At 42.5% G+C, this 17,936-nt stretch carries 22 protein-coding genes; 15 read left to right on the top strand and 7 right to left on the bottom strand.

Annotation, left to right across the window (positions count from 1 at the left end):
- Window positions 1-161: 161 nt before the first annotated feature.
- From ACPC57_RS01605 to ACPC57_RS01535, 15 genes are all read left to right on the top strand, one after another.
- Complete coding sequence (locus ACPC57_RS01605) at window positions 162-953, top strand: enoyl-CoA hydratase (RefSeq protein ID WP_217374680.1); 792 nt, start codon at window positions 162-164, stop codon at window positions 951-953.
- Window positions 954-1,033: 80 nt separating this feature from the next.
- Window positions 1,034-1,468 carry a fatty acid biosynthesis transcriptional regulator FabT gene (gene fabT / locus ACPC57_RS01600; RefSeq protein WP_024392560.1) on the top strand — a complete coding sequence of 145 codons (435 nt, stop codon included), beginning with the start codon at window positions 1,034-1,036 and terminating at the stop codon, window positions 1,466-1,468.
- Window positions 1,465-2,442 (top strand): beta-ketoacyl-ACP synthase III, encoded by a 978-nt coding sequence (locus ACPC57_RS01595; protein ID WP_434066166.1) that lies wholly within the window; start codon window positions 1,465-1,467, stop codon window positions 2,440-2,442. The genes fabT and ACPC57_RS01595 overlap by 4 nt, the downstream gene beginning before the upstream one ends.
- 59 nt (window positions 2,443-2,501) lie before the next feature.
- Window positions 2,502-2,726 carry an acyl carrier protein gene (locus ACPC57_RS01590; protein ID WP_002938891.1) on the top strand — a complete coding sequence of 75 codons (225 nt, stop codon included), beginning with the start codon at window positions 2,502-2,504 and terminating at the stop codon, window positions 2,724-2,726.
- A gap of 167 nt (window positions 2,727-2,893) precedes the next feature.
- Window positions 2,894-3,859, top strand: a complete 966-nt coding sequence (fabK, locus tag ACPC57_RS01585) for an enoyl-[acyl-carrier-protein] reductase FabK (RefSeq protein WP_434065362.1) — start codon at window positions 2,894-2,896, stop codon at window positions 3,857-3,859.
- A 1-nt stretch (window position 3,860) separates the two neighbouring features.
- Window positions 3,861-4,781: an ACP S-malonyltransferase gene (gene fabD, locus ACPC57_RS01580; RefSeq protein ID WP_434066165.1), complete on the top strand. Its 921-nt coding sequence runs from the start codon at window positions 3,861-3,863 to the stop codon at window positions 4,779-4,781.
- Between the two features lie 9 nt (window positions 4,782-4,790).
- Window positions 4,791-5,525 carry a 3-oxoacyl-[acyl-carrier-protein] reductase gene (fabG, locus tag ACPC57_RS01575; protein ID WP_277836852.1) on the top strand — a complete coding sequence of 245 codons (735 nt, stop codon included), beginning with the start codon at window positions 4,791-4,793 and terminating at the stop codon, window positions 5,523-5,525.
- A 293-nt stretch (window positions 5,526-5,818) separates the two neighbouring features.
- Complete coding sequence (gene fabF / locus ACPC57_RS01570) at window positions 5,819-7,054, top strand: beta-ketoacyl-ACP synthase II (protein WP_239604541.1); 1,236 nt, start codon at window positions 5,819-5,821, stop codon at window positions 7,052-7,054.
- Window positions 7,055-7,528 (top strand): acetyl-CoA carboxylase biotin carboxyl carrier protein, encoded by a 474-nt coding sequence (gene accB, locus ACPC57_RS01565; RefSeq protein ID WP_130555233.1) that lies wholly within the window; start codon window positions 7,055-7,057, stop codon window positions 7,526-7,528.
- On the top strand, window positions 7,525-7,947 hold the full coding sequence (gene fabZ / locus ACPC57_RS01560) for a 3-hydroxyacyl-ACP dehydratase FabZ (RefSeq protein WP_130555232.1): 423 nt from the start codon (window positions 7,525-7,527) through the stop codon (window positions 7,945-7,947). The genes accB and fabZ overlap by 4 nt, the downstream gene beginning before the upstream one ends.
- A gap of 240 nt (window positions 7,948-8,187) precedes the next feature.
- Window positions 8,188-9,561 (top strand): acetyl-CoA carboxylase biotin carboxylase subunit, encoded by a 1,374-nt coding sequence (locus tag ACPC57_RS01555; protein ID WP_130555231.1) that lies wholly within the window; start codon window positions 8,188-8,190, stop codon window positions 9,559-9,561.
- A 14-nt stretch (window positions 9,562-9,575) separates the two neighbouring features.
- On the top strand, window positions 9,576-10,442 hold the full coding sequence (gene accD / locus ACPC57_RS01550) for an acetyl-CoA carboxylase, carboxyltransferase subunit beta (RefSeq protein ID WP_277836850.1): 867 nt from the start codon (window positions 9,576-9,578) through the stop codon (window positions 10,440-10,442).
- A complete protein-coding gene (locus ACPC57_RS01545) occupies window positions 10,439-11,212 on the top strand; it encodes an acetyl-CoA carboxylase carboxyl transferase subunit alpha (RefSeq protein WP_289649208.1) in 774 nt (257 codons plus the stop codon). Before accD ends, ACPC57_RS01545 begins: the two co-directional genes overlap by 4 nt.
- 62 nt (window positions 11,213-11,274) lie before the next feature.
- Window positions 11,275-11,493, top strand: a complete 219-nt coding sequence (locus ACPC57_RS01540; RefSeq protein WP_434066164.1) for a hypothetical protein — start codon at window positions 11,275-11,277, stop codon at window positions 11,491-11,493.
- Window positions 11,411-11,641, top strand: coding sequence for a GNAT family N-acetyltransferase (locus ACPC57_RS01535; protein ID WP_434066163.1), 231 nt, complete (start codon window positions 11,411-11,413; stop codon window positions 11,639-11,641). Before ACPC57_RS01540 ends, ACPC57_RS01535 begins: the two co-directional genes overlap by 83 nt.
- A 138-nt stretch (window positions 11,642-11,779) precedes the next feature.
- Here ACPC57_RS01535 and ACPC57_RS01530 read toward each other — a convergent pair whose 3' ends face one another.
- From ACPC57_RS01530 to ACPC57_RS01500, 7 genes are all read right to left on the bottom strand, one after another.
- On the bottom strand, window positions 11,780-11,998 hold the full coding sequence (locus tag ACPC57_RS01530; RefSeq protein WP_171989364.1) for a PspC domain-containing protein: 219 nt from the start codon (window positions 11,996-11,998) through the stop codon (window positions 11,780-11,782).
- A gap of 9 nt (window positions 11,999-12,007) precedes the next feature.
- Window positions 12,008-13,282: a serine--tRNA ligase gene (gene serS, locus ACPC57_RS01525; protein WP_274504584.1), complete on the bottom strand. Its 1,275-nt coding sequence runs from the start codon at window positions 13,280-13,282 to the stop codon at window positions 12,008-12,010.
- Between the two features lie 363 nt (window positions 13,283-13,645).
- Window positions 13,646-14,017 carry a DUF956 family protein gene (locus ACPC57_RS01520; protein ID WP_274504585.1) on the bottom strand — a complete coding sequence of 124 codons (372 nt, stop codon included), beginning with the start codon at window positions 14,015-14,017 and terminating at the stop codon, window positions 13,646-13,648.
- A gap of 59 nt (window positions 14,018-14,076) precedes the next feature.
- A complete protein-coding gene (locus tag ACPC57_RS01515; protein WP_274504586.1) occupies window positions 14,077-14,988 on the bottom strand; it encodes a PTS system mannose/fructose/sorbose family transporter subunit IID in 912 nt (303 codons plus the stop codon).
- Window positions 14,989-15,006: 18 nt separating this feature from the next.
- Complete coding sequence (locus tag ACPC57_RS01510) at window positions 15,007-15,816, bottom strand: PTS mannose/fructose/sorbose transporter subunit IIC (protein WP_217374693.1); 810 nt, start codon at window positions 15,814-15,816, stop codon at window positions 15,007-15,009.
- A gap of 31 nt (window positions 15,817-15,847) precedes the next feature.
- Window positions 15,848-16,840, bottom strand: coding sequence for a PTS sugar transporter subunit IIB (locus tag ACPC57_RS01505; protein WP_217374694.1), 993 nt, complete (start codon window positions 16,838-16,840; stop codon window positions 15,848-15,850).
- 251 nt (window positions 16,841-17,091) lie between these two features.
- A complete protein-coding gene (locus ACPC57_RS01500) occupies window positions 17,092-17,904 on the bottom strand; it encodes a Cof-type HAD-IIB family hydrolase (RefSeq protein WP_318151007.1) in 813 nt (270 codons plus the stop codon).
- Window positions 17,905-17,936 lie beyond the last annotated feature (32 nt).

Raw genomic sequence — 17,936 nt, 5'->3', positions numbered from 1 at the left:
TATCTTTTAAAAGTTGGCTTTGCCAGCTTTTTTTCGGCTGTCACACTTTCGTGGAAAGAAAATAGTAAGTCTGTCAAAAACTATGTTACAATGGAAAACAAGAATTTGAAATTTGATATTCAAACCTTTTAAATATCAAATTATTTTAGAAGGAGGATGGTATGGCCTACCAAACTATTCGCTATGAAGTAATCGATTCAATTGCTATTTTGACTCTCGATAGACCTGATGTGTCAAATGGGTTTAATATTCCCATGTGTGAGGAAATATTAAATGCCATTCAACTTGCAGAAAATGATGAAACTGTAAAAATCTTACAAATTCAAGCAGAGGGCTCCGTTTTCTCAGTAGGGGGAGATCTGGTGGAGATGAAGCGTGCCGTAGATGAAGATGATATTGGTTCGCTCGTCAAAATTGCTGAGCTCGTCAATGATATTTCGTTTGCGCTGAAGAAAATACCTAAAATTGTTTTAATGGTAACAGATGGTGCGGTTGCTGGAGCAGCTGCCAATATGGCAGTAGCGGCAGACTTTGTTATTGCATCAAGTAAAACAAAGTTCATTCAAGCCTTTGTAGGTGTTGGGCTAGCCCCAGATGCGGGTGGCATCTTCTTGCTTAGTCGGGCGATTGGTAGCAATCGTGCTAGTCAATTAGCCATTACTGGAGAAGGGTTATCCGCTGATAAGGCCCTGGAATATGGTATTGTTTATAAACTGGCTGAGCCAGAAAAATTAGAGAAGGTAGTTGCCCAAGTGTTAAAAAAACTCTTGCGTGGCTCTGTTAACTCCTATGCTGCCATTAAACAATTGGTTTGGGAAAGTCAGTTTAAGGACTGGGAGTCATATCGTCAATTGGAGTTAGCCATGCAAGAATCTCTAGCCTATAAAGAGGATTTTAAAGAAGGTGTTCGGGCACATACTGAACGTCGGAGACCGATATTTATCGGGAAATAATGACAGATTGTTCAAAAAAATGTTTGACATTCAAAATTTTATGGTTTATACTTTGGCTATCAAAGTAAAGGAGGCCTGTTTTGAAAGATCCAAAAGTGAATGACTATTTAACGGCCATTTTTAATAATGTGTTAGTGATTGAAGAAACAAGTCTGCGTAGTAGCCGATTTAATGACATTTCCATAAAAGAAATGCACACGATTGATGTGATTGGAAATATTGATGGGGCTACACCGAGTGATGTAGCTCGGACTTTGATGGTTACTTTGGGAACCGTGACAACCAGCCTGAATAATTTGGAACGAAAAGGATACGTGGAACGGATTCGTTCGACCAAAGACAGGCGTGTGGTGCATATCTATTTAACAAAGAAGGGCCGATTAGTCTATCGATTGCATCAAAGATTTCATAATGAAATGGTGAAACAAATCACGGATGGAATGGATGATACGGAATACCAAGTAATGAAGAAAGGACTCATGAAACTCTATCACTTCTTGGAGGATTTGAAATGAGAACCTATGCTAAAATCAGTCAGGTAGCCCACTACCTTCCGAAGAAGATTGTGACCAATGATGATTTAGCCCAGCAAATGGATACCAGTGATGAATGGATTCGTAGCCGTACAGGTATCAGACAACGACATGTTGCTAAGGACGAGACAACTAGTGAATTAGCTAGTCAGGTAGCAAAGAAATTATTAGAAAAGTCTCAACTAGATGCTTCTGATATTGATTTCATCATCGTCGCAACGATTACTCCAGATGCATCCATGCCATCAACGGCAGCTATGGTTCAAGCAGCAATTGGTGCGAAAAAGGCTTTTGCCTATGATCTCGTTGCAGCTTGTTCAGGATTTGTTTTTGCGCTATCAACAGCGGAAAAAATGCTTGCTTCAGGAGTCTATAAGAGAGGACTTGTCATTGGAGCAGAGACCCTATCAAGGTCTGTCGACTGGTCAGATCGATCAACGGCAGTTTTATTTGGAGATGGTGCTGGAGGAGTTTTGCTGGAAGCGTGTGAACAACCGAGCTTTTTAGCAGAAATCTTGCGAACAGATGGCGGTCGAGGTGCTAGTCTGACAGCAGGGATAGACCAGAAAGAGACGCCATTCTCTACACAAAGCCGTCAGCAACCCTTTATCCAAATGGAGGGCAGAGCTATATTTGAATTTGCTACGAGGGATGTTACGGCAACCATGGCAGAGCTGCTAGAACAAGCTGATATGACTGTGGATTGCGTTGATTATTTCTTGCTACATCAAGCCAATATACGTATCCTAGATAAGATGGCTCGTAAATTGGGAGTGGCGCGTGAGAAATTTCCAGTAAATATGGATAAATATGGCAATACCAGCGCAGCAAGTCTTCCTATTCTCTTATCAGAATGTGTAGAGAGCGGAATGTTGCGATTGGATGGAAGCCAGACTGTTCTCATGGCTGGTTTCGGTGGAGGCCTCACATGGGGAACTCTACTCTTACAACTTTAGTTAATTCCTTGCCCTAGGCAAGATTAAAATATTTTATTTTCCAAAAGGAGACACATATCATGGCAGTATTTGAAAAAGTACAGGAAATCATCGTTGAAGAATTGGGTAAGGATGCTGAAGAAGTGACCCTTACAACAACCTTTGAAGATTTGGATGCAGATTCATTGGATCTTTTCCAAGTCATCTCTGAAATCGAAGATGCATTCGATATTCAAATCGATACTGAAGAAGGTTTGACAACTGTAGGCGATTTGGTTGCTTATGTTGAAGAAAAAACAAAATAATGACTGTTAAGGAAAATGCTGTTTAGCATTTTTCTTTGAATAATTAGTTTGATGTTCAAAACATTGAAGTATCAAACTAATTTTTAGTGAGGGTTTGGCCCTCGCTTGTTTAGCTAATGGTTTGATATTCAAATGATTAGGTAAGCAAGAAAAAAGAAGAGGAAATTATGAAGACGAAAATAACAGAATTGCTCGATATTCAGTATCCTATTTTTCAAGGTGGTATGGCTTGGGTGGCTGATGGAGATTTGGCTGGTGCCGTATCTAATGCAGGTGGTCTAGGAATCATCGGTGGAGGGAATGCTCCCAAAGAGGTGGTCAAGGCTAACATAGACAAGGTTAAATCTATCACGGACAGGCCTTTCGGTGTCAATATCATGCTTTTGTCTCCTTTTGCGGATGACATTGTTGACTTGGTCATCGAAGAAGGTGTGAAAGTTGTCACTACAGGAGCTGGAAATCCAGGGAAGTATATGGAGCGTCTCCATGCTGCAGGGATTACGGTTATTCCTGTTGTACCGAGTGTAGCCCTTGCTAAACGCATGGAAAAATTAGGGGTAGATGCTGTTATTGCTGAAGGAATGGAAGCCGGAGGCCATATTGGTAAATTGACCACCATGACCTTGGTTCGTCAGGTTGTTGAAGCTGTATCTATTCCTGTTATTGCTGCTGGAGGTATTGCAGATGGTGCAGGTGCAGCAGCAGCATTCATGTTGGGTGCAGAAGCGGTGCAAGTTGGAACTCGTTTTGTAGTAGCTACAGAGTCTAATGCCCATCAGTCTTATAAGGAAAAAGTTTTAAAAGCTAAGGATATTGATACAACAGTATCTGCATCTATTGTTGGACATCCTGTGAGGGCCATCAAGAATAAGTTGTCATCTGCCTATGCAGCTGCAGAGAAAGATTTCTTGGCAGGTAAAATTTCGGCAGATGCTATTGAAGAACTTGGTGCAGGAGCGCTCCGCAATGCAGTTGTTGATGGTGATGTAACAAATGGCTCAGTAATGGCTGGTCAAATTGCTGGTCTAGTTTCTAAAGAAGAATCTTGTGAAGATATTTTGAAAGATATCTATTATGGAGCAGCCAAAGTGATTAAAGAAGAGGCAAGCCGTTGGGCTTCGGTTGGAGAATAGGATGACAAAGACAGCTTTTCTTTTTGCAGGTCAAGGGTCTCAGACAGTGGGTATGGTTCGCGACCTTTACGAATATTACCCGATAGTTAGAGAAACGTTTGACCAGGCTAGTCAGATTCTGGGGTATGACATTCGTGCCCTAATTGACAATCAAGAGGATAAATTACATCAGACTCGCTATACCCAACCTGCTATTTTGACCACTTCTGTGGCTATTTTTCGACTACTGGAAGAAGAGGGAGTACAACCTGATATGGTAGCTGGACTATCCTTGGGAGAATATTCAGCTCTGGTGGCATCGGGAGCTTTGGCCTTTGAAGATGCGATTGCCCTGATCGCTAAGCGTGGTGAATATATGGAAACGGCTGCGCCAGCGGGTACTGGTAAAATGGTTGCTGTTCTCAACACAGATGTCAACTTGATTGAAGAAATTTGCTCAACAGTTACCTCTGGTATCGTTTCCCCAGCCAACTACAACACACCGGCCCAAATCGTCATCGGTGGCGAGGTGGTTGCTGTGGATGAGGCAGTTGAATTGCTGAAGGAAGCAGGTGTCAAACGGATGATTCCGCTCAATGTATCTGGCCCCTTTCATACAGCACTTTTAAAACCAGCATCAGATCAGTTAGCCTTAGCTTTGGAACAGGTAGATTTCGCAGATTTTCGAGTACCATTGGTGGGAAATACCCAAGCTACAGTGATGAAAAAAGATGAGATAAGATTTCTTCTAACCCGTCAAGTGATGGAACCAGTTCGTTTCTATGAGTCAATCGCAACCATGCAGGAAGCTGGCGTGACTAACTTTATTGAAATCGGTCCAGGTAAAATATTATCAGGATTTGTCAAGAAAATCGATAAGACAGCGCATGTTGTAGCCATTGAAGATATAGAGGGGTTACAAATAGTATTGAATAAATCATGAGGAGGAATCATGGAATTAACAAATAAAAATGTTTTTGTAACAGGTTCAAGTCGAGGAATTGGGTTGGCCATTGCCCATAAGTTTGCTAGTCTTGGCGCTAATGTGGTGCTGAACGGTCGTGGTCAGCTAGGCCAGGAGTTGCTGGATAACTTTGCAGGTTATGGTGTGAAAGTCATAGCTATTTCAGGAGATATTTCAAGCGCCCAAGATGCCAAACGAATGGTAGCAGAAGCCATCGAAACACTCGGTAGCGTCGATATTTTGGTCAACAATGCAGGGATTACCAAAGATGGAATGGCTCTTCGTATGACAGAAGAGGATTTTGATAGGGTTCTGAAGGTAAATCTTACTGGAACTTTTAATATGACGCAGGCTGTTTTGAAACCAATGACAAAGGCTCGTGAAGGTGCTATTATCAATCTATCAAGTGTATCTGGCTTGATTGGAAATGCTGGACAGGCCAATTATGCTGCATCAAAGGCAGGTGTGATTGGATTTACCAAAGCCATTGCCCGTGAGGTTGCTGGGCGAAATGTTCGTGTCAATGCGATTGCGCCGGGTTTTATCCAGTCTGATATGACAGACGTACTATCTGACAAGATTAAAGAAGCTATGATTGCACAAATTCCTATGAAACGGTTTGGGGCACCAGAAGAAGTAGCTGATGTTGCTGTATTCCTTGCCAAGCAAGAATATCTAACAGGACAGGTGATTGCTGTTGACGGTGGCTTGACAATGCAGTAAACCAGTCTTCCGGTTTATCTTTTATTACTTCGAAGAGCGAGGAAACTTGGTTTCCAGTTTTCCAGCTTCAAACAATTTATTGGATTGTTTGAACTCGCTTTGCCGTACTAATGGAGCGTTACTTACTTTCGTAAGTACGATTTCCAATCTTCAATAGTCCACTGGACTATTGAAGCTGTCTGTAACTTGTTGAAATAAACTTTGTTCGTAGAACTAAAAGCAAACGGAAAGACTGCAATAACGCACTGTGAATTTAATATTGCTTTGTGTGTTGTTTTAAGAGAGGTTTGAAAATGAAAAAATTAAATCGTGTAGTAGTAACAGGCTACGGTCTGACATCTCCAATCGGAAATACGCCAGAGGAATTCTGGGATAGCTTGGTCAATGGTAAGATTGGTATCGGAAAGATTACCAAGTTTGATACTAGTGAATACTCTGTTCATAATGCGGCCGAAATTAAGGATTTTCCTTTTGATAAATACTTTGTAAAAAAAGATACAAATCGCTATGATAACTACTCACTCTATGCTCTTTATGCGGCTCGAGAGGCCGTAGCCAATGCCAATCTCGATACAGAAGCGGTTGACAGTGACCGTTTTGGCGTTATCTTATCAACAGGTATCGGTGGTATTTTGGAAATTGAAGAGCAAGTGGCTCGTATGAACGAAAAGGGGCCAAAACGAATTCGTCCTATGGCTCTTCCAAAGGCCTTACCAAACATGGCGGCTGGTAATATTGCCATGCAGGTCGGTGCAAATGGTGTCTGCAAGTGTGTCATCACAGCCTGTGCTTCGTCAAATGATGCCTTAGGAGAGGCCTTCCGTGAAATCAAGTTTGGTTTCCAAGATGTCATGTTGGCTGGTGGAGCAGAGGCAGCCATTACTCCGTTTGCAATCGGTGGTTTCCAAGCTTTGACAGCTATGTCGACTACTGAGGATCCAGAACGTGCGTCTATTCCATTTGACAAGGAACGCAATGGTTTTGTCATGGGAGAGGGTTCCGCGGTTTTAGTATTGGAAAGTTTGGAACATGCAGAGGCGCGTGGGGCGACGATTTTGGCTGAAATCGTTGGTTATGGAAATACCTGCGATGCTTACCACATGACTTCTCCACATCCAGAAGGTTTGGGTGCTATTAAGGCCATGAAGTTGGCCATTTCAGAAGCAGGTTTAGAGCCAGCTGATATTGACTACATCAATGCTCATGGCACTTCGACACCGGCTAATGAAAAAGGGGAAAGCCAAGCTATCGTATCCGTCTTCGGCAAGAATACGCCAGTTTCTTCCACCAAGTCCTTCACAGGCCACTTGTTGGGGGCAGCGGGTGCAGTTGAGGCGGCAGCTGTCATTGAGGCTATGCGGCACTCTTACGCACCAAAGACAGCTGGTACGACAGAATTGTCTGACTACATCGAGGCGGATGTCATCTTTGGTCAAGGCCGTGATATGGAAATCCGTCATGCCATTTCAAATACATTCGGCTTTGGAGGTCACAACTCGGTGATTGCTTTCAAACGTTGGGAGGCTTAAGTGAATATTACAGAAATAAAGGACTTGATGAGTCAGTTTGACCAGTCAAGTCTGCGAGAATTTTCATATAGCAATGCTGGGGAAACCTTGCATTTCAGTAAAAATCAGCAGGCGATAGCGGCTCCGAGTCCAAAGGTAGAAGCTCCGCTTGCTCCAGTAGCTTCTGCAAGCCCAGCCGTGCCAGCAGCTGAAACCAGTGAGCCAGCTCCAACAGAAGCAAGTGTAAGCCCTGTGGCAGAAGGTGCAGTGGTGGAAAGTCCTTTAGTTGGTGTAGCTTATTTGTCTCCATCGCCTGACAAGCCAGCCTTCGTAGCAGTTGGCGATACGGTCAAAAAAGGGCAGACCCTCATGATTATTGAAGCCATGAAGGTCATGAATGAAGTGCCTGCTGACCGTGACGGTGTTGTCACAGAGATTTTGGTGGCCAACCAAGACGTTGTAGAATATGGACAAGGATTGGTACGTATCAAATGATTGATATTTTGAAAATTAAAGAGGCGCTTCCTCATCGCTATCCTATGCTCTTGGTCGATCGTGTCCTTGAAGTATCGGAAGATGAGATTGTGGCCCTCAAAAATGTGACCATTAACGAGCCCTTCTTCAACGGGCATTTTCCAGACTATCCTGTCATGCCAGGTGTTCTCATCATGGAGGCTTTGGCACAAACCGCAGGTGTCTTGGAATTGTCCAAGGAAGAAAACAAGGGCAACCTGGTCTTTTATGCCGGCATGGACAAAGTTAAATTTAAGAAGCAAGTTGTACCTGGAGACCAGTTAATCATGACAGCTAAATTTGTCAAACGCCGTGGAACCATTGCGGTCGTTGAGGCAAAGGCAGAGGTGGACGGGAAATTGGCTGCATCGGGGGTGTTGACTTTTGCTATCGGGAAATAAATCAGTTCTCCATTTTATCTTTTATTGCGTCGTTAACTCGTTTTGCCGTACCCAAGTACTGTCTACAACAAATGATACGAATTTTATTCGTCTCATTTCCAACCTCCAAAGGTTTCCCAAACCTTTGGAGCAAGCACTAAAAGTAAAATGAAGAACTGCTATTGATAACCATTATTTAATATTCTCATCTTGAGATTGTTATAACAATTATTCTATGTTAAAAAGGAGATAGGATTCATCATGTTTGAGAAAATTTTGATTGCCAATCGTGGTGAGATAGCGGTGCGGATTATTCGTGCGGCCAGGGAATTGGGGATAGCGACAGTAGCTGTCTATTCAGAAGCCGACAAGGAAGCACTCCATACCATGTTGGCAGATGAGGCAGTTTGTATTGGACCAGCACGTTCGACAGACTCCTATCTCAATATGCAGGCGGTCATCTCGGCGGCTGTTGTGACAGGTGCTCAGGCTATTCACCCTGGTTTTGGATTTTTGAGTGAAAACTCCAAATTTGCCACCCTCTGTGAAGAGGTCGGCATCAAGTTTATCGGGCCATCCGGAACGGTTATGGATACCATGGGGGATAAAATCAACGCGCGGGCGGAGATGATTAAGGCTCAAGTGCCTGTTATTCCAGGATCAGACGGTGAAGTCTTAACAATCCAAGAAGCCCTTGAAATCGCTGATAAGATTGGCTACCCTGTCATGCTCAAGGCATCGGCAGGTGGTGGCGGTAAGGGGATTCGTAAGGTGGAAAAAGCTGAAGACTTAGTACCTGCCTTCGAATCGGCTTCCAGCGAAGCCAAGGCAGCCTTTGGTAATGGCGCTATGTATATGGAGCGGGTCGTTTATCCAGCTCGCCATATCGAAGTACAGATTTTGGCGGATCAGCATGGTCATGTCATTCATCTGGGAGAACGGGATTGTTCCCTTCAACGCAATAACCAAAAAGTTTTAGAAGAAGCTCCGTCTATTGCTATCGGCCAGACCATGCGGGACCGTATCGGTCAAGCAGCTGTGCGGGCTGCCCAGTCAGTTGGTTATGAAAATGCAGGGACTATTGAGTTCCTCTTGGATGAAGCCAAAGGTGAATTTTACTTCATGGAAATGAACACACGGGTGCAGGTAGAACATCCTGTAACCGAGTTTGTGACTGGTGTGGATATTGTCAAGGAGCAGATTAAAATAGCAGCTGGTCAGGAACTCAGTGTCCGTCAAGAAGATGTGCAGATTACAGGTCATGCTATTGAATGCCGTATCAATGCCGAAAATCCAGCCTTCAACTTCGCCCCAAGCCCGGGAAAAATCTCCAATCTTTATCTGCCAAGTGGTGGCGTTGGTTTGCGTGTGGATTCGGCAGTTTATCCGGGCTACACGATTCCACCATACTATGATTCTATGATTGCTAAGGTTATTGTGCATGGAGAAAATCGTTTCGAAGCTCTAATGAAAATGCAACGTGCGCTTTATGAACTAGAAATTGAAGGAGTGGTAACCAATACGGACTTCCAGTTGCACTTGATTTCTGACAAACGTGTTGTGGCTGGTGATTATGATACAGCCTATCTTATGGAAGAGTTTTTACCGCACTATCAAGAAGAATTAAAAAAGTAAATTAGGAGAGAAGTATGGCTTTGTTTCGTAAAAAGGATAAGTATATTCGCATCAGTCCCAATCGTTCACGGACAGAAAAGGCAATTCAAACAAAGCCGGAAGTGCCAGATGAACTCTTTTCGAAGTGTCCTGCTTGTAAAGAGATTTTGTACAAACGAGATCTTGGACCAGAAAAAGTCTGTCACCATTGTTCATATAACTTTCGAATTACAGCCTATGAACGTCTGAATTTGACGATAGATGAGGGAACATTTGAGGAATTATTTACAGGAATTGACACGAAAAATCCGCTCGATTTTCCAAATTATCTTGAAAAGTTGTCTGAAAATCGTCAGAAAACGGGACTGGATGAGGCAGTCTTGACTGGTAGGGCGAAAATTGGTGGTCATTCAGTAGCTTTGGGGATTTTGGACTCAAACTTTATCATGGCCTCTATGGGAACGGTGGTCGGTGAGAAAATCACTCGTCTTTTCGAACTCGCTATGGAAGAGCGACTCCCAGTTGTACTCTTTACCGCATCTGGCGGTGCTCGAATGCAGGAGGGCATTATGAGTCTGATGCAAATGGCCAAAATTTCAGCTGTAGTAAAACGTCATTCTAATGTGGGTCTCTTTTACTTGACGGTCTTGACTGACCCGACAACAGGAGGTGTGACGGCTAGTTTTGCTATGGAAGGAGATATTATCTTGGCTGAGCCACAGGCCCTGGTTGGATTCGCAGGGCGGCGCGTGATTGAGTCAACTGTACGGGAAAATTTGCCAGACGATTTCCAGAAGGCTGAATTTTTACAAGAACATGGCTTTGTTGATGCCATTGTCAAACGCCAAGATTTACCGACGACGATTAGTCGCTTGCTGAGAATGCATGGAGGTGTAAGATGACCAGTGATATTGCACGTATGATCCGTTTGGCACGTGATCAGGCACGCTTGACGACCTTAGACTATGCCACGCAACTCTTCGATGATTTTATTGAGTTACATGGTGACCGAAACTTCCGCGATGACGGTGCTGTGGTCGGTGGTATCGGATTTCTAGAAGGTCAGCCTGTGACAGTTATTGGAATCCAAAAAGGCAAGAACCTCCAGGACAACCTTAAACGCAACTTTGGTCAGCCCCATCCTGAAGGTTACCGCAAGGCCCTTCGCCTTATGAAGCAGGCGGAGAAGTTTGGTCGCCCAGTTGTCACATTTATTAATACTGCAGGAGCATATCCAGGCGTCGGTGCAGAGGAGCGTGGACAGGGCGAGGCCATTGCCCGAAACCTCATGGAGATGAGCGACCTCAAGGTGCCTATTATCGCCATTATCATCGGTGAGGGAGGATCTGGTGGGGCTCTTGCTCTAGCAGTCGCAGACCAGGTCTGGATGCTGGAAAACTCTATTTACGCTGTCCTCAGCCCTGAAGGTTTTGCCTCTATCCTCTGGAAAGACGGCAGTCGGGCCATGGAAGCAGCAGAACTCATGAAGATCACGTCATACGAGTTGGAGAAACTCCAAGTGGTCGATCGGGTTGTTTTGGAAAATGGCAGAGCTACCAAGGAAGTCTTGGCTGACATCAAGGAAAACCTGGTCAGCCAGTTGGCTCAACTGCAGACCTTGCCACTAGATGAGCTGCTCGAAAACCGCTATCAACGCTTTAGAAAGTACTAGGAAGACCTAGTATTTTTTTCTAGATTTGATACAAGGGATAAAATCATTTCAGGAGGTTTTCCATGTTAGTAAAAGCAGATCTATCAAACGCAGAAGAATTGCTACCTATTCAGCACCGAGCATTTGCAGCTTTGTATGAAACTTATCAGGACCAGTACAACCTTGCTATTGAAGCTATGGACTATTTTCAATCAGGATTTGCACGACCAAATTGCACCTACTACAAGATTGTCGAGGAAGGGCACACAGTCAGTCGGTTTAGTACGAACAACGGTCGCTGAAGATGCTGACCAGGGCTGGTTAGACATGATTGGCATTGATCCAGACCACAGAGGAAAAGGCTATGGTCACAAGGCTATGCTAGAATTAGAAAGCCTTTATCTGACAAGTTATCCGTTGTGTGCTCTGTACCGTCTTACAGGAGCCTAGATTAGTCGCTTTCTATGAAAAACTTGTCAAAACCGAACCTGAACAAGAAGCTATGGACATGGTCTACATGGAGAAGTGGATTTTGGATCCAAAAAAACGTTTCTGTTAGTCAGTTGGATAACGGAAACGTTTTTTATTTTAATTTAATTCTGATTTATCAGGTAAAAGTATTGCCAGAACGATATAGGCAGTTAAAAAAGGTAAATTAGTGATAATGGCCAAGAAGATGACAACCAATCGAACGTTTTCTAACTTCCAACCATAGTTTTCATACAGGTCAAAATAGTCATATAGTCCAGCAATAACACCAGCAATTTCTTTACGACTTTTATCTTTATACCATTTCTTTGGCTTCATATCTCACTCCTATGGTTTAATAACTTCTACCCCACCCATGTATGGACGGAGTACTTCGGGAATAGTAACAGAGCCGTCTTCATTTTGGTAGTTTTCAAGGATGGCAGCCACAGTACGACCAACTGCCAAACCAGACCCATTGAGGGTGTGGAGCAATTTGACCTTGCCGTCAGCAGCATCGCGGTAGCGGATTTGGGCACGACGGGCTTGGAAATCCTCGGTATTTGAACAGCTTGAGATTTCACGGTAGGCATTTTGGGCAGGAATCCAGACTTCTAAGTCATAGGTTTTGGCTGCTGAGAAGCCCATATCCCCTGTACAGAGGGACAAAACGCGGTAAGGCAAGCCTAATTTTTGAAGGATATTTTCTGCGTTTGCTGTCATTTTTTCCAATTCATCATAAGATTGCTCTGGTGTGGCAAATTTGACCATTTCTACCTTGTGGAATTGGTGGAGGCGGATAAGACCGCGGGTATCACGACCAGCAGAACCTGCCTCAGAACGGAAAGATGGGCTCATAGCTGTGAAGTAGATTGGCAAGTCTTTTTCTTCCAAAATCTCGTTGCGGTAGTAGTTGGTCAATGGCACCTCCGCAGTTGGAATGAGGACATAGTTAGTATCAGTCAACTCAAACGTATCTTCTTTAAATTTTGGATATTGACCGGTACCATACATTGAGTCACGGTTAACCATATAAGGCGTGATAATTTCTTGGTAGCCTTCTGCGATATGCTCATCCAACATGAAGTTATAAAGGGCACGCTCCAAACGAGCACCTAAATTCTTGTAGAAAAGGAAACGAGCACCAGTTACTTTTGCACCACGTTCCCAGTCCAGAATGTCAAGGTCTTCACCCAAATCCCAGTGAGCTTTTGGCTCGAAATTAAATTCACGGGGTGTTCCCCAACGGCGAACTTCCACGTTTTCCTCTTCGTCTACCCCAACTGGAACAGAATCATGAGGAGTATTTGGAAGAACTGCAAGGATGGCATTTAGTTTTTCATCAATTTCGAAGAGTTCTGCATCTAAATTTTTCACATCTGCAGACAATTTTTGCATAGCAGCAATCTTATCATCTACATTTTCTTTGTTACGTTTTGCTTGGGCAATTTCTGCAGAAACTGTGTTACGTTCAGCTTTTAATTCTTCTACAGTAACCAAGATTTCACGGCGTTTTGCATCCAATTCTTTGATATTTTCCAAGCTTTCAGCAGTTACACCACGTGTAGCTAATTTAGAAGCTACTCCGTCAAAATCTGTACGAATACGTTTTATATCTAACATAACTATGAATACCCAGAGCAGAGTAGCTACAAGTCAAAGTAGAAAGTTACTAGAAAGTTTAGATTTTTTAGGTGGCTTTTTACTTTGACAGAGCCTAATGCTCTAGTTCAATTTTTAGCATCTTGAGTGACGATGAAATTGAACTTTCCTTTCTTTTTTTTAAAATAAAACGCACACATGAGTAACTACTGGAGCGATATTTACCGCGGTTCCATCCAGTTTCACATGTGTGCACTTTTTAATATTTAATTTTAGTAGCAACGGTAGAATTTCATTAATTTTACTTATCTGCTCACAGCAACCGCAGACTTTCTGAAAAGCTAAACTAATTACTTATCCGTTTATCTTATTATACTTGATTTTCTATTTTTTGGCAAATAGATTAAAAATTTTTCTTCCAATTGTTTGAATGAGGGTTGGTAATTTGACGACTTTCTCATTTCCGATATGCTCACGAGCAACTTTGAGAATCTTACCAGAGTCTTTGGAAGCAAACAGGAATCGACTTTTTTTGGTGTAAATTTCAAAATGTCGACTGATTTTTTTTCCAGAAACATTTGCACCAATGCTAGTCATCTCTGACCAAGGAATCTGGATATAGCGCTCAACGTTGCTATCAGGATAGAATTCTAGAGCCTTGTCACCAAGTAAAAATTTGCCAACCTTACCACCAAATCCCATGTAAGAAACTCCTGTGGTTTGTAGCTCAATGCTTGTATTTTGTGATTGTGCCATAGTGTTCCCTTCTTAGATATTCATTATATCATAAAACCCCGCATTTGCGGGGTAATTGATTACATAATTCCGAAGAAACGAGCAAGAATACCTACGATGAAGAGACCGATAATCATTGTGATTGGTGTTACTTTTTTCTTAAGCAAGTACATGCAGAGGAAAGTAAGGAGAAGTCCCATCAAACCTGGAATCAAACTGTCCAACTGGCCTTGTAAAGTTTGTGCTTGAGTTGGTTCAAGGCTAAATCCGCTAAGAGCTTGACCAAGAATACCTTTCAACTCAGTACCAGTAACTGTACCTTCTGGGAAGACAATGTAGCCACCTTCTGGCAATTGTTTAGCAGGAAGGTTTACAGAGAAATTAATAGAAACCCAACGTTGAACAAGTACAGCAAGGATGAACATACCAAGGATAGAAGCACCTTTTGTAATATCTTGTAAGATACCACCTGACATGTCTTTAGTGATTTCACTACCAGCTTTGTAACCAAATTCTTGAGTATACCAGAGGAAGGCCATACGGATAGCATTCCATCCGATAAAGAATAGAAGTGGACCAACGATGTTACCAGTCATTGCAAGTGAAGCACCAAGGGCACCGAGAATCGGACGAACAGTAAACCAGAAAACTGGGTCACCGATACCTGCAAGAGGTCCCATCATACCGATTTTCACACCTTGGATTGCTTTGTCGTCGATTTCAGCACCATTAGCACGTTCTTCTTCTAGGGCAAGTGTTACACCAAGGATTGGAGAAGCAACATATGGGTGTGTGTTGAAGAATTCCAAGTGGCGCTCAAGGGCAGCAGCTTGATCTTCTTTTTTAGTGTAGAGTTTTTTGATAGCTGGAATCATTGCATATGCCCAACCTAAGTTTTGCATACGCTCGTAGTTCCAAGAACCTTGAAGGAAGGTTGAACGCCACCAAACTTTTTTACGATCGCTTACGGAAAGTTGAATTTTTTCTGACATGGTTAAATCTCCCTTCTCTTAGTAGTCTTCAAGAATATCGCCGATTGGGTCGTTAGATGAAGCACCACCGTTACCAGAACCACCTTGTTTAGACAAGTTAAGGTAGATAATGGCAATTGCAACACCGATAACACCAAGTGCGATAAGAGTCAATTGGCTAATTGCAGCAAATGCAAAACCAAGTGCGAAGAATGGCCAAACTTCACGAGTTGCCATCATGTTGATAACCATAGCGTAACCTACGGCTACAACCATACCACCGCCGACAGCCATACCGCCTTTGAGCCATTCTGGCATTGCTTCAAGAACAGATTGAACAGCTTCAGCTGGCATTGCAAGAAGAAGAGCAGCAGGAATGGCGATACGCAAACCTTGGAGAAGGAGAGCAAATAAGTGGTAACGTTCTACTGCAGCAAAGTTAGCACTTTTTGCAGCATTATCAGCACCGTGTACAAGACCGACTGAGATTGTACGTACAATCATAGTAAGGAAAAGACCAGCTACTGCAAGAGGGATAGCAGTTGTAGTAGCAACGGCAATACCTTCAGTTGAGAAGTCTCCACCTTTAATCATGATGATAGCAGCAGCAACTGAAGCGAGAGCGGCGTCAGGAGCAACAGCTGCACCGATGTTAGCCCAACCAAGGGCAATCATTTGTAGAGAACCACCAAGCATAACACCTGCAGCTAAGTTACCAGTAACGAGACCAATAAGGGTACAAGCGACCAATGGTTGATGAAATTGGAATTCGTCAAGGATACCTTCAAGACCAGCGAAGAAGGCAACGATGACAACGAGAATTGCAGAAATAAATGTAATATCTGACATGTTGTAATCCTTTCTATACTAACAGATCGATTTATTTTACGTTTGCCTTGTTGATAAGTTCAAACAAGTCTTTTTTCGAATCGTTTGGTACTTTACGAACGTCAAATTTCACTCCAAGGTCACGCAATTTTTCAAATGTTGCAACGTCATCTTTATCCATTGATAATACGTTGTTGACCATTGTTTTACCAGTTGAGTGAGCCATAGAACCGACATTCAATTCTTTGATTTCAAGTCCACCTTCAATCGCTTCAAGAGCTTCTTGAGGCGTTTCGAAAAGAATCAAGGCATGTGTATTACCAAAGCGAGGGTCTTTTGATACCTCAATCAATTTCTTGATTGGTACAACGTTCGCTTTTACGTTACCAGGTGCAGCCTGTTTGATGAGTTGTTTGCGCAATTCATCTTTTGCAACCGTATCAGATGCAACGATAATACGATCTACTTTAGAAGCAGGAACCCAAGCAGTTGCCACTTGACCATGCAAGAGACGCGAATCGATACGAGCCAAGTTGATTTTCAACTTGCCGTCACCAATAACAGTTCCTGGAGGGATAGCACCTTGAGGTGCAGCAGGAGTGGCAGTTGCCACAGGAGTAGCTTCAGCTGGTTGAAGTTCTTCTGGAAGAACCTTCACTCCATCCTTAGCTTCCTTAATAATGTTTGCCGCAACTTCTTCCACACCAGCAGAAGCATTAATCATACGTTCTGTGTATGCTTGGATAAGCATTGGCAAGTTTAGACCTGTGATGATGACTACCTTGCGGTCTGGATTTTCACCAGCTACGCGGCTTGCTTGGTTAAATGGTGAACCACTCCAAAGGTCAGCCAAAACCAAAACTTCATCATCGGCATCGAATGCGTCAACGGCTGCATTCAGCTTGGCATATAAATCATCAGGACCTTCACTTGGCATAAAAGTAACGACTTGTACTTTTTCTTGTTCGCCAAAGATCATTGAACCTGACTGATGAATACCAGCAGCAAATTCGCCATGACTTGCAATAATGATTCCAATACTCATTATTGATCCTCCTAAATTTTTTTAGATCCTATGAAAGTCTGAGAAGACCTTCATATTCCTTGTAACGTGTATATTATAAAACGCTTACAGAAGAATGTCAAGTATATATGTAAATAAGTTTGGGAAAACTTTCAGAAAAATTATAAAATAATACCGCTTCGCATATGTTTTATTGGTCGCAGAACTCCTGATATCATAGCTTTTGTACAAAACAAAAACTCTGAAAATAATTTTTCAGAGCCTATAATTTTTTATAAAAATAATTTTTCTAATTCTTTTGCGACACCATCTTCAAAATTGGCAAATTCAGTCATCTGATCAGCATGGGGGCGAAGTGTGTCACTACAGTTTTTCATGCCATATGCTTTTCCAGCGAGGTCAAGCATTTCTACATCATTATGTTCATCCCCAAATGCAATCAAATCTTTTGCATCTAATTGAAATATATCCAATAAATAAATCAAAGCTGAAGCCTTAGTAACACCTTTTGCACAGGTTTCCAATACATTGAGAGGTCCACCCCAGGTATTGATTTCTAATTCATTATTGAAATAAGATCTCATTTCTTCCGCAAGTGCGTATTTATCAGTTGCTCTTGTCTGCATGAGGATTGAATGTGGGTCAGAAGTGATTAATTCAGGTTTAATAAGTGTGTCAGGTGTTATTTGTTCAACTCCCATCAAGCTAGGATCAACTCGGTCCAGATGATTTTGTGTAATAAAGAATTTATTTTTATACTCACCAGCAATAAACTCGGCTTCAAATGTATCTTCAGATTTTAAAAATTCTAATAGATAGCTTTTATCGATTAAAACACTCTTTTCCCATTCCCATCTTCGATTTGGAATATGTACCAATGACCCGTTAAAATTAATCATCGGTGTATCTAACCCCAGTTGTTGATAGAATGTTTCAGCCATCCGATAGGGGCGTCCAGTAGCAATTAAAACTAGGTGTCCCTGTTTTCTTACTTTTTTAATTGTAGAGATTGTGTACTCGGATAATTGGCTTTCTTGATTTAAAAGCGTTCCATCCAAATCAATTGCTATCATTTTTTTCTTCATCATTTAATGTTTATATTACTCCGTTTTATAGC

It is taken from the genome of Streptococcus sp. VTCC 12886, from assembly GCF_049893425.1.
GTDB lineage: Bacteria > Bacillota > Bacilli > Lactobacillales > Streptococcaceae > Streptococcus > Streptococcus suis_AA.
The sequence above is the reverse complement of the archived record's forward strand: the minus strand, read 5'-3'. Positions and strand labels throughout refer to the sequence as shown.

What these genes read in the sequence shown, in the direction of transcription:
- ACPC57_RS01530 (WP_171989364.1), bottom strand. Translation starts at nt 11,998, where the DNA reads ATGAAGCCAAAGAAATGGTATAAAGATAAAAGTCGTAAAGAAATTGCT.
- ACPC57_RS01510 (WP_217374693.1), bottom strand. Translation starts at nt 15,816, where the DNA reads ATGTCAGATATTACATTTATTTCTGCAATTCTCGTTGTCATCGTTGCC.
- ACPC57_RS01595 (WP_434066166.1), top strand. Translation starts at nt 1,465, where the DNA reads ATGAGAACCTATGCTAAAATCAGTCAGGTAGCCCACTACCTTCCGAAG.
- serS (WP_274504584.1), bottom strand. Translation starts at nt 13,282, where the DNA reads ATGTTAGATATAAAACGTATTCGTACAGATTTTGACGGAGTAGCTTCT.
- fabK (WP_434065362.1), top strand. Translation starts at nt 2,894, where the DNA reads ATGAAGACGAAAATAACAGAATTGCTCGATATTCAGTATCCTATTTTT.
- fabF (WP_239604541.1), top strand. Translation starts at nt 5,819, where the DNA reads ATGAAAAAATTAAATCGTGTAGTAGTAACAGGCTACGGTCTGACATCT.
- fabZ (WP_130555232.1), top strand. Translation starts at nt 7,525, where the DNA reads ATGATTGATATTTTGAAAATTAAAGAGGCGCTTCCTCATCGCTATCCT.
- fabD (WP_434066165.1), top strand. Translation starts at nt 3,861, where the DNA reads ATGACAAAGACAGCTTTTCTTTTTGCAGGTCAAGGGTCTCAGACAGTG.
- accD (WP_277836850.1), top strand. Translation starts at nt 9,576, where the DNA reads ATGGCTTTGTTTCGTAAAAAGGATAAGTATATTCGCATCAGTCCCAAT.
- ACPC57_RS01540 (WP_434066164.1), top strand. Translation starts at nt 11,275, where the DNA reads ATGTTAGTAAAAGCAGATCTATCAAACGCAGAAGAATTGCTACCTATT.
- ACPC57_RS01515 (WP_274504586.1), bottom strand. Translation starts at nt 14,988, where the DNA reads ATGTCAGAAAAAATTCAACTTTCCGTAAGCGATCGTAAAAAAGTTTGG.
- ACPC57_RS01520 (WP_274504585.1), bottom strand. Translation starts at nt 14,017, where the DNA reads ATGGCACAATCACAAAATACAAGCATTGAGCTACAAACCACAGGAGTT.
- ACPC57_RS01505 (WP_217374694.1), bottom strand. Translation starts at nt 16,840, where the DNA reads ATGAGTATTGGAATCATTATTGCAAGTCATGGCGAATTTGCTGCTGGT.
- fabG (WP_277836852.1), top strand. Translation starts at nt 4,791, where the DNA reads ATGGAATTAACAAATAAAAATGTTTTTGTAACAGGTTCAAGTCGAGGA.
- ACPC57_RS01605 (WP_217374680.1), top strand. Translation starts at nt 162, where the DNA reads ATGGCCTACCAAACTATTCGCTATGAAGTAATCGATTCAATTGCTATT.
- ACPC57_RS01555 (WP_130555231.1), top strand. Translation starts at nt 8,188, where the DNA reads ATGTTTGAGAAAATTTTGATTGCCAATCGTGGTGAGATAGCGGTGCGG.
- ACPC57_RS01590 (WP_002938891.1), top strand. Translation starts at nt 2,502, where the DNA reads ATGGCAGTATTTGAAAAAGTACAGGAAATCATCGTTGAAGAATTGGGT.
- ACPC57_RS01500 (WP_318151007.1), bottom strand. Translation starts at nt 17,904, where the DNA reads ATGAAGAAAAAAATGATAGCAATTGATTTGGATGGAACGCTTTTAAAT.
- ACPC57_RS01545 (WP_289649208.1), top strand. Translation starts at nt 10,439, where the DNA reads ATGACCAGTGATATTGCACGTATGATCCGTTTGGCACGTGATCAGGCA.